9 protein-coding genes are annotated in these 15121 nt (G+C 63.2%); 8 read left to right on the top strand and 1 reads right to left on the bottom strand.

Going from position 1 to position 15121, the window contains the following annotated elements; all coding sequences use genetic code 11:
• The first annotated feature begins 36 nt into the window (after positions 1-36).
• From ACFQ95_RS14210 to ACFQ95_RS14200, 3 genes are all read left to right on the top strand, one after another.
• Positions 37-2229, top strand: a complete 2193-nt coding sequence (locus ACFQ95_RS14210; RefSeq protein WP_422831949.1) for a protein-disulfide reductase DsbD family protein — start codon at positions 37-39, stop codon at positions 2227-2229.
• Between the two features lie 246 nt (positions 2230-2475).
• Positions 2476-7389, top strand: a complete 4914-nt coding sequence (locus ACFQ95_RS14205) for a PAS domain-containing protein (RefSeq protein ID WP_422831947.1) — start codon at positions 2476-2478, stop codon at positions 7387-7389.
• Between the two features lie 12 nt (positions 7390-7401).
• Entirely contained in the window at positions 7402-8481 is a 1080-nt protein-coding gene (locus ACFQ95_RS14200; protein WP_422831945.1) for an HD domain-containing phosphohydrolase, read from the top strand.
• 30 nt (positions 8482-8511) lie between these two features.
• Here the strand turns inward: ACFQ95_RS14200 and ACFQ95_RS14195 are convergent, their stop codons facing one another.
• Positions 8512-9414: a LysR family transcriptional regulator gene (locus ACFQ95_RS14195; protein WP_422831943.1), complete on the bottom strand. Its 903-nt coding sequence runs from the start codon at positions 9412-9414 to the stop codon at positions 8512-8514.
• A gap of 110 nt (positions 9415-9524) precedes the next feature.
• Here ACFQ95_RS14195 and ACFQ95_RS14190 point away from each other — a divergent pair, with 110 nt between their 5' ends.
• The 5 genes from ACFQ95_RS14190 to ACFQ95_RS14170 are packed head-to-tail and all read left to right on the top strand — an operon-like array spanning position 9525 to position 14957.
• Positions 9525-10604, top strand: a complete 1080-nt coding sequence (locus tag ACFQ95_RS14190) for an amidohydrolase family protein (protein WP_422831942.1) — start codon at positions 9525-9527, stop codon at positions 10602-10604.
• Complete coding sequence (locus ACFQ95_RS14185; protein ID WP_422831941.1) at positions 10601-11500, top strand: VOC family protein; 900 nt, start codon at positions 10601-10603, stop codon at positions 11498-11500. The genes ACFQ95_RS14190 and ACFQ95_RS14185 overlap by 4 nt, the downstream gene beginning before the upstream one ends.
• A gap of 37 nt (positions 11501-11537) precedes the next feature.
• Positions 11538-12401 carry a fumarylacetoacetate hydrolase family protein gene (locus ACFQ95_RS14180; RefSeq protein WP_422831939.1) on the top strand — a complete coding sequence of 288 codons (864 nt, stop codon included), beginning with the start codon at positions 11538-11540 and terminating at the stop codon, positions 12399-12401.
• A gap of 4 nt (positions 12402-12405) precedes the next feature.
• Positions 12406-13950, top strand: a complete 1545-nt coding sequence (locus ACFQ95_RS14175; RefSeq protein WP_422831938.1) for a bifunctional 3-(3-hydroxy-phenyl)propionate/3-hydroxycinnamic acid hydroxylase — start codon at positions 12406-12408, stop codon at positions 13948-13950.
• Positions 13951-13973: 23 nt separating this feature from the next.
• The gene (locus ACFQ95_RS14170) at positions 13974-14957 is read left to right on the top strand and encodes a Bug family tripartite tricarboxylate transporter substrate binding protein (RefSeq protein ID WP_422831936.1); all 984 of its coding nucleotides are present in this window, start codon (positions 13974-13976) and stop codon (positions 14955-14957) included.
• The last annotated feature ends 164 nt before the right edge of the window (positions 14958-15121 follow it).

Raw genomic sequence — 15121 nt, 5'->3', positions numbered from 1 at the left:
GGAACTAAGGCAGCGCCGCCCCACTCCGAACACGCAATGCGCCGCCTCACTTCTCTCAAGACCTTTTTACTCGCTATTCTTTTTGCAGCTGCTTGCGCAGCTGGAATCAGCGCAAACGCGCAAAATGCCTTAAAGCCCAGCGGCAGTGCCGCCAGCACCCTCAGCACAGCACATGTGCAAGCCGAGCTGATGGCCTATGCCCCGGACGGCATCAGCCCCGGTGCCACGGTTTGGGTCGGCCTGCAGCTGCAACACGCACCCGAGTGGCACACCTACTGGAAGAACTCCGGCGACTCTGGCCTGCCCACCGAGCTGCAGTGGACCCTGCCCGCTGGCATTCAGGCGGGCGAAATCGCCTGGCCGCTGCCGCGCAAAATCCCCATCGGCACACTGGCCAACTACGGTTATGAAGGCACGGTGCTGCTGCCCGTGCCGCTGGAAATCAGCTCGGCCTTCAAGCCGCCGCTGCTTGGCAGCGAGGTCGAGATTCGGCTCAAGGCCGCCTGGCTGGTGTGCCGCAAGGAATGTATTCCCGAAGAAGGCGAGTTTGCGCTGAAGCTGCCGGTGCGTGGCTCGACCGCGCTCAACAGCTCCGGCTTTCTGGCCGCCCAGGCTGCACAACCCCAGGCCTTGCCCGCGGGCAGCAGCACGGCCGCCGTCAACGGCGAGCAACTCGAAGTGCGCGTCACCGGCCTGCCAAAAGCCTTGCGGGGCCAAACGCTGACGCTCTACCCGGAAACACCCGAGGTCATCCATACCGCCGCTGAAATCCAGCAAGACTGGCAGGGCGCGGTGTGGAGCGCGCGCGTGCCGCTGTCGGCGCACCGCAGCAACAGCCCCGAACAGATGCCTATGGTGCTGGCCACCGTCGGCACAGGCGACGCCGCGCGGCAAGGCTTTCGCACCGTGGCCGAAGTCACCACGTCCTGGCCCCCGGTCGCCGCCCCGGCGGCCATCACACCGGCATTGCAGGCCGCTTTGGCGGCCAATGCGCCACCGCCCAGCACACTGACACCCGCTTCCGGCGTCACCTTGGCCGCGGCCTTGCTCGGCGCCCTGCTGGGGGGACTGATCCTCAACCTCATGCCGTGTGTGTTTCCGGTGCTGGCCTTGAAACTCGTGGGTTTTGCGCGCCACAACCAGGACAGGCAGGCGCTGCGCCTGGGTGGGCTGGCGTATGCGATCGGCGTGGTGGTGTCGTTCCTGGCTTTGGGCGGCGTGATGCTGGGCCTGCGCGCGGCAGGCGCCCAACTGGGCTGGGGTTTCCAACTGCAGTCGCCATTGATGGTCGCGGGCTTGGCCTTGCTGTTTACGCTGATCGGCCTGAATCTGGCCGGCCTGCTCAACGTCGGCAATCTATTGCCCAGCCGGGTGGCAAGTGTGCAGTTGCGCCACAGCGGATGGAACGACTTTTTGTCCGGCATTCTGGCTGTGGCCATTGCCTCGCCCTGCACCGCCCCCTTCATGGGAGCCTCACTCGGTTTGGCGGTGGGCTTGCCAGCCGCGCAGGCATTGTTGATTTTTGCCACGCTGGGCCTGGGCATGGCCTTGCCGTATCTGTTGGCCAGCTTCACACCCGGCATGGCGCGTTGGCTGCCACGGCCGGGCTTGTGGATGGAGCAGTTGCGCCGCTTCATGGCGTTTCCCATGCTGGCCACCGTGGTGTGGCTGGTGTGGGTGATAGGGCAGCAAACCGGCATCAACGGTGCCGCCACTTTGCTGGCGCTGTTGCTGGGCGTCAGCGCCGTGTTGTGGACGTTTTCGCTCAGCGGTTGGGCACGGCCTCTTTTTGCTACCTTATCGATAGCTTCTCTGGCATTGCTGGCGGGCGCCATAGGCCAAAATCTTGTCAACACCGAGCCGGCCTCCAGCCACGTTGCCCGCGCCGACAGCCTGTGGCAGCCCTGGTCGCGCGAGAAGGTGCAGCAGGCCCACGCCCAGGGGCGCCCGGTGATGGTGGACTTCACCGCCGCCTGGTGTGTCACCTGCCAGTACAACAAGCTCACCGCCCTGTCCGACGCCAGTGTGCTGGCCGACCTGCAAGCCAAGCAGGTGATGCTGCTGCGCGCCGACTGGACGCGCCGCGACCCCGCCATCACCGCCGCCCTGGCCGAGCTGGGCCGCAGCGGCGTGCCGGTGTATGTGCTGGTGAAACCCGGGCAGGCCCCGGTGGTGTTGTCCGAATTGCTCACCGCAGACGCGCTGCGCGAAGCCATCGCCACGCTGTAGCCGGCGCGCGGCCGCAGACGCTTGCGCCATAACACGCTCAACCTGTCACTTTTGCCGGGCGTCAGCCCGTGCCGGTCAAGGGCACTGTGCGCAGCTTTGTGTCTTGCATGCCTCGTTGATCCTACAAAAAAAGATAAAAAAACGTAAATAGTGCAAATTTAACGTCGCCTGATATGTATACAACATGTCAATAATTGCTGTAACGTGCTCAACTAATTAGTTAATTCAGCATGAAAACAATACGTTATGGAAGCACTAACTGCGCTCACCCAGTCCGCCGGTCCGGTGTCTCTGCTGGCCTATAGCGAACGCCAGCCCTGGCTTGTCGGTTTATCCATCCTGATGTCGGTGTTGGCCTGCACCATGGCTTTGCAGGTGGCCAGCCACGGCCGGTGGACACAACGCCCCTTCGCGCGACGCACGGCCATCGGCAGCGGCGCCATCGCCCTGGCGTTGGGCATCTGGTCCATGTACTTCATCAGCCTGGAAGCCATACGTTGGCCCTATCCGGTGGCTTATCACTGGCAATACATTGCCTTGGCTTTGTTGCCCGCACTGCTGTCGACCTGGGCGCTGCTGCGCCTGCTGACACGCGGGCAGGTGCAAACACGCGACATCGTGGTGTGCGGCGTGCTCGTGACACTGGGCATTGCCAGCATGCAGTACGCCGGATTCGCCGCCATGCTGCGGCCTGTGCCGGTAACCGTTCACCCGTGGAAGATGCTGGCTGCGGTCACGGTGTCGCTGTTGTTGTCGATTGCGGCCATCTGGTTTCGGCTGGCCATGCGTCGACGGCGCAGGGTGAAGAACGATTTGCCGTTGGCACACATCTGGATCAGCGGCGTGGTGTTGGGCCTGGCCGTCGCCGGGGTGCAAATGTTGCTCTGGATGGGCTTGGAGGTTTCGCCTGTCGCGCCCACCCTCACCACGCCGCTGCCCGAACCGGGATGGCAGACCCGGGACGTGATCGCCTACGGCATCGCCTTGTCGACCGCATTCCTGTTGCTGCTGGTCGCGGCAGGCAACCACTTGCTGCGCTTTCAGGAACTGCTGCGCCAGGCCAGCACCAGCGAAACACGGCTGCGCAGCACACTCAATACCTTGACCGATGCGGTTGTGTTGTTCAATGCCCAAGGCCAGGTGTTGAACTTAAACCCCGCCGGTATTCGCCTGTTCGGCTGGAGCCTGGACGAAGCGCGGGCCCTCAAGGCCACCGACCTGCTGGGCAGCGACGCTGGCGGCAGCTTGACCCGGCTGGCCCCCCCCGGCGCCACGCACAGCCCACCCCAAGAGCGCCAAGCGCGACGCAAAGACGGCAGGTTTTTCCCGGTGCTGTTGTCAGTCGGTGAAATACTGCTGCCCGAGGCACGCTGCTACGTTGCCCAGGTATCCGACCTCAGCCAGCGCAAAGCCATGGAGCAGGCCTTGTTCGAAAGCGAGGCGCGCATGCGTTCACTGGTGCGCAACACGCCAGGCATGGCCTTTAGCATCCGCCTGCCCGAACGGGACACCAGCTATGTCAGCGACGGCGCCAAAACGCTGACCGGATGGACTGCCGCCGACTTCATGGTGCAAGGCCAGCGCATACTCGACATGGTGCACCCCGGAGACCGCGAGGAAACGCGCCGCTTGCTGCGCCAGGCGCTGCGCGAAGAGGGCCGGTTCGAGACCGAGTTTCGCCTGATCCACCGGCTGGGCCACGTGGTCTGGATCATGGCCCGCGGCGCGGTGGTACACGACGCCCAGGGGCAGGTGCAGTCCTTCGACGGATTGCTGCTGGACATTACCGAGCAAAAACTCGCTGAGATCGCCCTGCGCGAAAACGAAGCGCGGATGCGCACCCTGGTCGCCAACATCCCGGGGGTGGTGTTGCGCAGCGGCGCGACCGCACCGTTCCAGGTCTACTTTGTCAGCGATGCCATCCGCGGCTTGACCGGCTGGCCGGCGCAGGCCTTCATACAGGGCACGGTCAAATTTGCAGACCTATTGCTGCCCGGCGAAGCCGCACGCGCCGTGGCGCTACGCGACGGCGCCATTCGTGATCACACAAGCTACGACGCTGAACTCTGCCTGCGCCATCGCGATGGCCACGAGGTCTGGGTTCAGGTGCGCGGGCGCGCCGAATACGACGCCAAGCAAAACCCGAAATGGGTGGACAGTGTGTTGCTTGACATCACCCGCGCCAAGCAGTTGGAGCAGCAGGCCAAGGAACGTGAGGATCGCTTCAGTTCGCTGATCACCAACCTGCCAGGCATTGTGATGCGTCGACGCGGGGACGAACGCCGCTCGGTCAGCTTCATCAGCGATTCCGCCGAGAGCATTCTTGGCTGGCCGGTCAATGCCTTCATCAAAGATGGCTTGCGCATGCGCGACCTGATCCATGAAGAGGATCTAGAGCACGCCATCAAAGCCCTAGACGACTGCCTCCACACCAGCAAGACATTTGTGCATACCGTGCGCATGCGGCACAGAGAAGGCCACTATCTCTGGCTGCGCACCCATGGCTACGTGGTCGATGACGAACATGGCATCCGCTGGATCGACAGCGTGCACTTCGATGTCAGCGATGCCATGACCCTGGAGCTGGCGCTCAAAGAGCAGCAGAAGCAATTCAAAACCCTGGTGAGCAATATTCCGGGCGTGGTCTTTCGTTTGCGCATGGACGAACATCTGTCGCCGGTTTTCGTCAGCCAAGGCATGCCGGAACTCGTGGGTTGGCAGCCCGAGGATTTTGTCGCTGGCCGCGTCAGCATACTGGGCGCCATACACCCCGACGACCTCGCAGGTGTAAGCCAGGCGGTGTTGGCCGCCACGCCCGCCAACCCGACCAACTCACTACAGTTCCGCTGGCGTCACAAAGACGGCCACTACGTCTGGATCTCCTTGCAAAACTGCGCCGTGTTCGGCGCCGACGGAACCATCGCCTACCTCGATGGCGTGGTTTTCGACATCACCGAAACACACAAAAACCAGGAAGCCCTGCGCGCCAGCGAACAACTCAGCCGCACGCTGATTGCCAACACACCGTGTGTGATGGTGCGCGTAAGCCCGGACTGGACACCGCTGTATGTCAGCGATGCCGTATCCACCATGTTCGGCTGGCATGCGGACGACTTCATGCAGGGGCGCGCTGGCTTTCTGAACCTGCTCCATCCAGACGACCTGGCCGCCGCCACCGCCACGGCTCAGGAAGCGATACGCACCAAACACAGCTTCAACAACTACCACCGCTTCATCCATCGCGATGGCCACATCGTGCACACCCTGTTCTCGGGTACACCGGCCCTGGATGCCAGTGGCAAGGTACTGTCGGTCGACGGCATACTGATCGATCTGACCGAACGCTTTGAGATGGAGCAGGCGTTACGCGACGCCAAGGATGCGGCCGAGCGTGCGGCCGAGAGCAAATCCACCTTCCTGGCGAATATGAGCCACGAGATCCGCACGCCGCTGAACGCCGTCATCGGTTTCAGCGAATTGCTGCTGGGCACTGGACTGGACGAGCAGCAACGCCGCTACCTCACCACCGTACGCAACAGCGCACGCTCGCTGCTGGGACTGCTTAACGACATTCTGGACACGGCCAAACTCGAACGCAATGCGCTAGAACTGGAACAACTGGACTATTCGCTCAAAGAACTCTGCCTATCGGTGGTGGAGTCGTTCGAACTGGTGGCGAACAAGAAGAAACTGTCCCTTTCCCTGGAGTACGCCAGCGATCTCAGCGACTACATGCTGGGCGACGCCTTGCGCATGCGGCAAATCATCACCAACCTGCTGAGCAATGCCGTCAAGTTCACCGAGAAAGGCACAGTCAAACTGGTGGTCGAGCGCCAGGATGGGCAACTCCATCTGGCTGTGCACGACACGGGCATAGGCATAGCCCCGGAACGGCTGGACAGCATCTTCGACCCGTTCGCGCAAGCCGATGCCTCCACCACCCGCCGCTTTGGCGGCACCGGGCTGGGCACCACCATCTCGCGCCAGCTGGTCACCTTGATGAAGGGTCGCCTGTGGGCGGAGAGTCGCTTGGGCCAGGGCAGCAGCTTCCACGTCCTGCTGCCACTGGCCGAAGGTGCACCCGTGGTGCACGCACACGAAGTCACGCTGTTTGACATGCCCGTGCTGCACATCTTGGCGGCCGACGATGTGCCGCAGAACATTGAATTGCTGAGTCTGATCTTGCGCAACGCCGGGCACCAGGTCACCACGGTCACAGACGGGGCCGAGGCCGCTGAAGTCTTCAAGCGCGGCATGTTCGACGTGGTGCTGATGGACGTGCAAATGCCCGGAATTGATGGCCTGGAAGCCACGCGACTGATACGTCGCTTTGAACAATCCCTCGGCCGCCGCGCCACACCCATCATCGCCCTGACCGCCAGCGTGCTGGAAGAAGACAGGCAGGCCACCCGGGCTGCGGGCATGGACGGTTTCGCCACCAAACCCATAGACCAGGCTGCGCTGATGCAAGAAATTGCACGTGTCACCAGTGTCGCGGTCGCGCCGCTACAAGCGCCGCAAACTCAAACGGCATCTGCCGCCCCAGCCAAAGCAGCAGGCCATGTAATTGACCACGCCGCCGGAGCTGCCCTCTGGGGTAGTTCCGCCACCCACGCGACGGCCGTCGCCCGGTTCGCCAAAGACATTGCGGAACTCAGCACACGGCTGACGCAGCAGGCATGCCTGGCGGACACCAGTGAACTGCGCCAGACCGCGCACAAGCTGCGTGGCATGAGTGCCAACCTATGTTTGCCGTTGCTGAGCAAACGTCTTGCCGCACTCGAAGCCGCCGCACAAAAAATGGATGGCCCCAGCGTTCAAGGGCTCATGCCTGAGGTGCTGCGCGCGCTGGAAGATGTTGCCGCTGCGGCGGCCGCGAACGCCGTGCCAAACGGGCCAGCCATCGCCCCAGCAGCACATCAGAGTGGCTCCAGCGAAGCAGACACACCTCAGCTTCTACAAGCCCTGGGGCGCGCCACCATGGCGCAGATCCAGCATGGCGAATTTGACGAGCCGGCCATCCTGCGCCTGACCCATGCCATGCACCGTCTCGGCCATCAAAACGAGGCCGACGCGCTGTACAACGCCTTGCAGGATTTTGAGATGGACGAGGCCCATAACGTCTTGTCCAGTTGGCTAGATACCCTGCTGCCCCGCTGAAAGTCCACCACCATGCAGATCTCCGAGACCACCGACATACGCCCCGCCATTCTGGTGGTGGACGACGAACCCACCAACCTGCAAGTCTTGCGTGTTGTGCTGCAAGATCAGTACCGCCTGTTCTTCGCGAAGAATGGCGCGCGCGCCCTGCTGCTGGCCGCGCAAGAGCAACCCGACCTGATTCTGCTGGACATCATGATGCCGGAGATGTCCGGTTACGACGTCTGCATCGCGCTCAAGCGCAATCCCGTGACCGCCAGCATCCCGGTCATTTTTGTGACCGCTCTGGCCGACGCCAAGGACGAGGCCAAGGGTTTTGCCGCGGGCTGTGTCGACTACCTCACCAAACCCATCAACGCGGCAATCACCAAGGCAAGGGTGCGCACCCATTTGTCTTTGGTGCAGATCGACACCTTGCGGCAGACACGCCTGGAACTCATACAACGGCTGGGCATGGCGGCCGAATACAAAGACAACGAAACCGGCTTGCATGTGATCCGTATGAGCCACTATGCGCGCCTCACGGCTTTGGCTCTTGGCCTGAGTGCAGCATACGCTGAGGAGCTTTTTAATGCGGCGCCCATGCACGACATCGGCAAAATCGGCACACCCGACGCCATTCTGCAAAAGCCTGGTCCGCTCACCCCCGAGGAATGGGCCGTGATGCGTCAACACGCGGAGGTCGGCGCCAGCATCATGGGCACCCACACACCGGGTTTGTTGCAGACCGCCCATACCGTCGCGCTGACACACCACGAAAGATGGGATGGCAGCGGCTACCCTCGCGGCCTCAAGGCGGAAGAGATTCCTATCGAGGGCCGCATCGTGGCGGTAGCCGATGTTTTTGATGCCTTGACCAGCGAACGCCCCTACAAACCGGCCTGGACCGTCGAGGCTGCGATTGCGTTATTGCAACGCGAGAGTGGCAAACACTTTGATCCCCAAGTGGTTGCGGCCTTTCTAAGCCAGCTGCCGGCGATCATAGAGATCAAAAACCGCTGGATGGAAACCGCCGAGTCCATGCATCAAATCGTGCCCGAGGGCGCTGTAAGCGGATCTATGGATGCGCTGCAAGTGGGCGCGTCGCCTTAGCCGCTTGTTGAGCCTGTTCCCGGGCGGTTCTCAGACGTGAAACAAGCGCTGCACCAAACCGCGCAGCCAGACGTTGGCCGCATCCTTGTGAAAGCGTCTATGCCAGAACTGGTGCACCTCCACCACCGGCGACTTGAAGGGTGGCTCAACAATCCGAATGGCGCCATGGCGCACACAGATGTTGGCCAGGTCACGCGGCACGGTGGCAATAAGATCCGAGCTTTCAATGATGGGCAGCAGGCTCATGAAGTGAGACAAGCCCACGGTCACGCGCCGTTCCACGCCGCGCTCCTGCAGGGCCTGCTCCAACAGATGCTCGCGCCCGTCGGGGCTGACCACCGCGTGGGATGCCGCCAGGTAGGCTTTCAACGTCAGCCGCTCCTTCACGCTCGCGTGGTCGGCTCGCACGATACACACGTAGTCGTTGCGAAACAACTTCTGCAAAAAGAAGCCGGCCTTCTGCAGATCTGGCAAATAACCAATCGCCAACTCGGCCGCACCCGAGGCCAAGGCATCGGCGGCGGCGTAGCGCGACATCGACAAGGTTTGCAGCGAGCAATGCGGCGCGGCCTTGGCGAAGTGCGCCAGGATCTGCGGCAAAAAATGCACCTCGGCAATGTCGGGCGTGACGATGGCAAAACGTTTGGTGGCGGTCAGCGGGTCGAACGCCGACGCCGGCAAGATTTCCACCTTGATGGCCTCGATCACGCGGCGCACCGGCTCGGCCAGGTCTTGTGCACGCGGCGTGGGCAGCATGCCGGCGGCGGTCTTGACAAACAGCGGGTCGTCAAACAACAGGCGCAGGCGCGCCACTGCGGCGCTCATGGCCGGTTGGCTCAGGCCCACGGCTTCAGCGGCACGGGTCACGCTGCGGTGTTCGGTCATCGCGGCAAAGGCCACCAGCAGGTTCAGGTCAACGTCTTTGATATCCATGCCATGGATTCTATGTATATCGAAAATCTGCTTTATCAATTGAATGACGCTTCCTAAACTCGCCTCCATCAAGAGGCCGGCACACCTGCGCACGGCACGTTGGAGACAAGATGGCGGAGCAAACATTGGGTTCAGAAAGCGGCCACAGGCTAAAGCCTCGTTGCGCCTGTGGCATCGATGTGCATGCGCATGTGGTGCCCGAGCATTTCCCGGCCTACCTGGGCAGCAAAGCGCCAAGCGACTGGCCGTCCACCGTCGCAGCCGCGCCCGTGAACGGGCTGTGCCACCGCAGCGTGATGATCTCCGGCAAAAACTACCGCACGGTGTCGGAAAAATGCTGGAGCGTGACGCACCGCCTGGCCGACCTGGCCGCCATGGGCCTGCAGCACCAGGCCATCTCGCCCATGCCGGAGCTGCTGTCGTACTGGATGGCGCCGAGCGACGCCGCACAACTGCTGCGCTACCTCAACGAACAGATCGCCGGCATGGTGGCCGAGTCGAACGGCGCGCTCATAGGCCTGGGCGCCGTGCCGCTGCAAGACATGGACCTGGCCATCGCCGAATTGCGCTACGCGGTGGAGACGCTGGGTTTTGCGGGTGTGGAGATTGGCAGCAACGTCAACGGCGTGCCGATTGGTGCGCCGCAGTTTGATCCGTTTTTTGCAGCCTGCGAAGCGCTCAACGCCGCCGTGTTTGTGCACGCGCTCAAACCCACCGGCATGGACCGCCTGGTCGGTCCGCCGCCTCTGCAGCAGGTGTTGGCCTACCCCACCGACGTAGGCCTGGCCTCGGCCTCGGTGATCACCAGCAACCTGGTGCTGCGCCGCCCCAAACTACGCATCGCATTCAGCCACGGTGGCGGCACACTGGCCATGCTGCTGCCACGCCTGCAAAAAGGCTGGAGCGTGTTTCCGGCGCTCAAGGAGCAAGTGCTGAGCGCCCCCATGGAGCAGGCACGGCAACTCTTCTTCGACACCCTGGTGTTCGACCCAACCACGCTGGCCCAGTTGGTGCGCCAGTTCGGCGCCTCGCAACTGCTGGTGGGCACCGACTACCCATTCAACTTCCACGAATCGGCACCCCTGCAGCAGTTGGACGCTGCGGCTTTGGACGCCCACACCGTGGAGCAACTCACCCATGGCAACGCGCGCCGTTTTCTGGCGCGCACCTTCACGAAAGCAAACACATGAGCTCTCCCTGGATAGCCGGCCTGCGCAGCGTGGCACTCAAAGTGCCCGACCTGGAGCGCGCTGAAGACTTCTACACCAACACCTGGCACCTGGCCGTGGTGGCACGCACGCCTGACGCGTTGTACCTGCGCGGCACCGGCGCCGACCACCACCTGCTGGCACTGCACCAGGGCGGGGCCAACGCCGAGATCGTGCACGCCAGCTTCCGCGCACGCAGCCGCGAAGCACTCGATGCAATTGCCCAAGCCGCCGTGCAAGCCGGTGGCAGCGTGCACCTGCCCATTGCGCCCATCACCGAGCCCGGTGGCGGCATCGGCCTCACGGTGCGTGACCCGGATGGGCGCCTGCTGCAAGTGGTGTTTGGCGACAGCCAACACAGCGATGCCCACGAGACCCCGGACCGGCCTATACGCCTGGCCCACGCCGTGCTGAACAGCCACGACGTTGAAGCCACACAGCGCTTCTTTGCGCAGGCGCTGGGCTTCACCCTGGCCGACCGCACACGCATCATGGCGTTCTTGAACTGCGCCAGCGACCACCACAGCGTGGCCCTGGGCGACACCGACAACGATGCGCTGAACCACATCGCCTTTGTGATGCCCGACCTGGAATCGGTGATGCGCGGCGGTGGCCGCATGCGCGACGCTGGCCACCAAATCGAATGGGGGCCCGGCCGCCACGGCCCTGGCGACAACGCCTTCAACTACTTCATAGGCCCGTTTGGCGAGGTTATCGAATACACCGCCGAAGTGGAGCAGATCGACGACAGCTACCAGGTTGGTGGGCCGGACGACTGGAAGTGGCCTCCCGGCCGTGTTGACCAGTGGGGCATTTCGCAACCACCGTCGGCGCGCCTCAAGGAGGCCCAGCGCCAAGTCTTCTTTATCAAAACTTAAACCTCGTTCTCTTTCATTTTTTCTGCACAGGAACCCCATGAAACTCACCACCTACTTGCACAACGGCGAAGCCCGCCTAGGCCTGGTCGACGGCGACGCCGTCATCGACCTACACACCGCCCAACCGCAAGTGCCTGCCGACCTGCGCGCCGCTCTGCGCGCGGGCGTGGATCTGGCCGCTGCCGCCAAGGCTGCCCTGGCCTCCAGCGCACCACGTGTACCGCTCAGCAGCCTGAAACTCGCACCACTGGTGCCCGAGCCCGGCAAGATCATCTGCCTGGGCCTGAACTACTTCGACCACGCCAAAGAAGGTGGCCGCGAAAAGCCCGAGTACCCCTGGTTCTTCTTCCGTGGCGCCACCTCCTTGGTGGCGCATGGCGAAGCCGGCATTGCCCCCAAGGTGTCGGTCAAGTTTGACTACGAGGCCGAGCTGGCCCTGGTGATTGGCCAACGTGTGCCACGCCACGTGTCGCAGGAAGACGCCCCCAACTACGTGTTTGGCTACACCTGCTTCAACGACATGTCGGTGCGTGACTACCAGAAACGCACGCCACAGTGGACCATAGGCAAGAACTTTGACGGCACCGGCGGCTTTGGCCCTGTGCTGGTCACGGCCGACGAATTGCCACGCGCCGCAACGGGCTTGAAGATCCAGGGCCGCCTGAACGGCGAAGTCATGCAAAGCGCCAACACCGACGACATGATCTGGGGCGTGGCCGAAACCATTTCGCTGCTCAGCGACGTGCTGACGCTGGAGCCGGGCGACGTGATTGTGATGGGCACGCCGGCCGGCGTGGGCCAGGCACGCACCCCGCCCGTATGGATGAAGGCCGGTGACCGCTTCGAGGTCGAGATCGAACGCATTGGCACCTTGGTGAACCCCATACACGCAGAGGCATAAACCTATGGCATCCCTAGCAAAACGCGACGTTTACGACGTCGCGGTGGTTGGCTTCGGCCCATCGGGTGCGGTTGCCGCCGGGCTGCTGGCCGGCATGGGCCTGAGTGTGTACGTGTGTGACCGCCTGCGCCAGGTGTACGACAAGCCCCGCGCCATCGCCATAGACCATGAAGTGCTGCGTGTGTTCCAGCAGCTCGGTGTGGTGCAGCAAGTGGCGCCGTTTGTCGAGCCCTTCACACCATCGGAGTACTACGGCGTCGACGGCCAGCTCATCAAACGCCTGACCATGGTGGCCCCGCCCTACCCGCTGGGCTACACACCGTCCAACGTGTTCAGCCAGCCGCCGGTGGAAGCCGTGCTACGCGAACACGTGCAAGGCGCAAACAACACCCACGTGGCCCTGGGCACCGAAGTGGTGGGCCTGCTGCAGGACGACAGCGGCGCCACGCTGCAGCTGCGTGACGACCAAGGCATTGAAGACACGGTGCGGGCGCGTTACGTCGTGGCGTGTGATGGCGCCTCCAGCACGCTGCGCGACATGGTTGGCTTGACGCTGGAAGACCTGGAGTTCGACGAGCCCTGGCTGGTGATCGACGTGTTGGCCAACGCCAAGGGTTTGGCCAAGCTGCCTACCACCAGCGTGCAGTACTGCGAGCCCGACCGTCCCTGCACCCTGGTGATTGGCCCCGGCAACCACCGGCGCTGGGAGATCTCGCTCAAGCCCGGTGAAGACCCGCGCCAGGTGACCGAACCGGACCAGACCTGGAAGCTGCTCTCACGCTGGCTCACACCCGAAGACGGTGAACTCTGGCGCCAGGCCAGCTACCGCTTCCATGCCTTGGTGGCCGCGCAATGGCGCAAGGGCCGGGTGTTTTTGGCGGGCGACGCCGCACACCAGCAGCCGCCCTTCCTGGGCCAGGGCATGTGCCAGGGCGTGCGCGACGTAGCCAACCTCAGCTGGAAACTCGCTGCCGTGCTGAAGGGCGAAGTACAAGGCGCGGCGGCTCAAGCATTGCTCGATAGCTATGGCACAGAGCGCAAACAACACGTGCGCCAACTCACAGGCCGCATCAAGAACATTGGCGCGGTGATTGGTGAACGCGACACTGCCAAGGCGCGTGAACGCGATACACGCATGTTGGCCGAATGCGGCGGCGTGGTGCGCGACATGCCGCGCCAGGATGTGCTGCCAGGTTTGGAGACCGGCTTGTTGTCGCCCATCGCCCATGCGGCCAACGGCAGCATCTTTCCGCAACCGTGGATCGCCCAAGACACCGGCCCGGTGCGCCTGGACACGCTGGCCGGCAACGCTTGGTGGCTGGTCTTGAGCAGCGGCTTTGACGGCCCTGTGCCCACAGTGGCAGGCGTGAGCACGCTGCACATGGGCCAGCCGTTGCAAGAAACCGAAGGTGTGGTGGCGGCCTGGTTCCAGCGCCATGGGGCTGTGGCCGCGCTGGTGCGCCCCGACCGCTATGTCTACGGCGTTGTGGTCACGGCCCAAGAGCTGCCCGCCCTGTTGAAGGCGCAGACACAGGCCATGACCGGCTGATCATTTTTATAACGGAGACAAACATGCAAAGAAGAACCTTCAACCTGGCCGCAGGCGCCCTGGGCGCAGCCTCGCTTTTGCGCACCGGCTTCACCGCCGCACAAGACACCTGGCCCAGCAAACCCATCAAGGTGGTGTTATCGCAACCCGCCGGCTCCGGCCCCGACAATATTGCACGTGTGTTGGGCGACGGCCTGGCGCAAGCGCTGGGCCAACCGCTGGTCATAGACAACAAACCCGGCGGCCAGAACGTCATAGGCGCACAAACGGCGGCGCGTTCGCCAGGCGACGGCTATACCCTGTACTTCGCCACCACCGCCGCGCTGGTGACCAACAGCTACCTGTTCAAGACCCTGCCCTACGACCCTTTGAAAGACTTCGTGCCCGTGGCCTTTGTGGCCAACAGCCCGTTCGCCGTGCTGGTGCGCGCCGATTCACCCATCACCTCGTTGCAAGACCTGGTGGCACGCAGCAAACAAGACCCCGGCAAGTTGTCGCTGGCCAACGAAGGCCCGCGCACCTTCGGCGGCATGATTGCCCGCGTCATCAACGCCCGCACCAAGGCCCAAGCCAACCTGGTGGCCTATAGCTCGGTGGGAGTGGCGCTGCAAGACATCATGGGTGGCCACGCCCAGGCCGTGGTGGCCGACCTGGCCTCGACCGCGCAGCTCGCCAAACAGGGACGCCTGCGGGTGCTGGCCGTGACCACCGCCAAACGTGTGCCCGGCTGGGAGCAAGTGCCCACCGTATCCGAGACCTTGCCCGGCCTGGAGATGACCGGCTGGATGGCGATGGTGGCGCCGGCTGGCACACCGCAGCCCGTGATCGCGCGCCTGAATGCCGAGATCAACAAACTGCTGGCCAACCCTGGTGTCGCGGACAAGATTCTGGGCATAGGCCCGATTCCCGCGCCCGGTGGCTCACCCAAAGACTTCGATACGTTCTTGCAAGACGAGCACAAACGCCTGGGCCAGTTCGCCGCCGAGATTGGTTTGCTGCCCGAATAACAACCCACACCCACCGCTTGGCGATTGACAAGACGCCAGGCTTCATCGCAGCATTCGCTTCCGGAGCCAGTCTGCGGTCTATCAAAGGCCGCAGCCTGGCTCTTGTATTTGCGAATCGACTTTGCTTGATTTATCAAATCGAAGGAGTATTGCGATGTTGCTTT

This window comes from Variovorax sp. HJSM1_2 (genome assembly GCF_049316285.1).
In the GTDB taxonomy this organism is placed as follows: Bacteria; Pseudomonadota; Gammaproteobacteria; order Burkholderiales; family Burkholderiaceae_C; genus Rhodoferax_B.
This window is presented reverse-complemented; position numbering and strand designations above follow the sequence as displayed.

Coding starts and splice junctions, on each gene's coding strand:
- ACFQ95_RS14170 (WP_422831936.1), top strand. CDS start 13,974: ATGCAAAGAAGAACCTTCAACCTGGCCGCAGGCGCCCTGGGCGCAGCC.
- ACFQ95_RS14200 (WP_422831945.1), top strand. CDS start 7,402: ATGCAGATCTCCGAGACCACCGACATACGCCCCGCCATTCTGGTGGTG.
- ACFQ95_RS14175 (WP_422831938.1), top strand. CDS start 12,406: ATGGCATCCCTAGCAAAACGCGACGTTTACGACGTCGCGGTGGTTGGC.
- ACFQ95_RS14205 (WP_422831947.1), top strand. CDS start 2,476: ATGGAAGCACTAACTGCGCTCACCCAGTCCGCCGGTCCGGTGTCTCTG.
- ACFQ95_RS14210 (WP_422831949.1), top strand. CDS start 37: ATGCGCCGCCTCACTTCTCTCAAGACCTTTTTACTCGCTATTCTTTTT.
- ACFQ95_RS14185 (WP_422831941.1), top strand. CDS start 10,601: ATGAGCTCTCCCTGGATAGCCGGCCTGCGCAGCGTGGCACTCAAAGTG.
- ACFQ95_RS14180 (WP_422831939.1), top strand. CDS start 11,538: ATGAAACTCACCACCTACTTGCACAACGGCGAAGCCCGCCTAGGCCTG.
- ACFQ95_RS14195 (WP_422831943.1), bottom strand. CDS start 9,414: ATGGATATCAAAGACGTTGACCTGAACCTGCTGGTGGCCTTTGCCGCG.
- ACFQ95_RS14190 (WP_422831942.1), top strand. CDS start 9,525: ATGGCGGAGCAAACATTGGGTTCAGAAAGCGGCCACAGGCTAAAGCCT.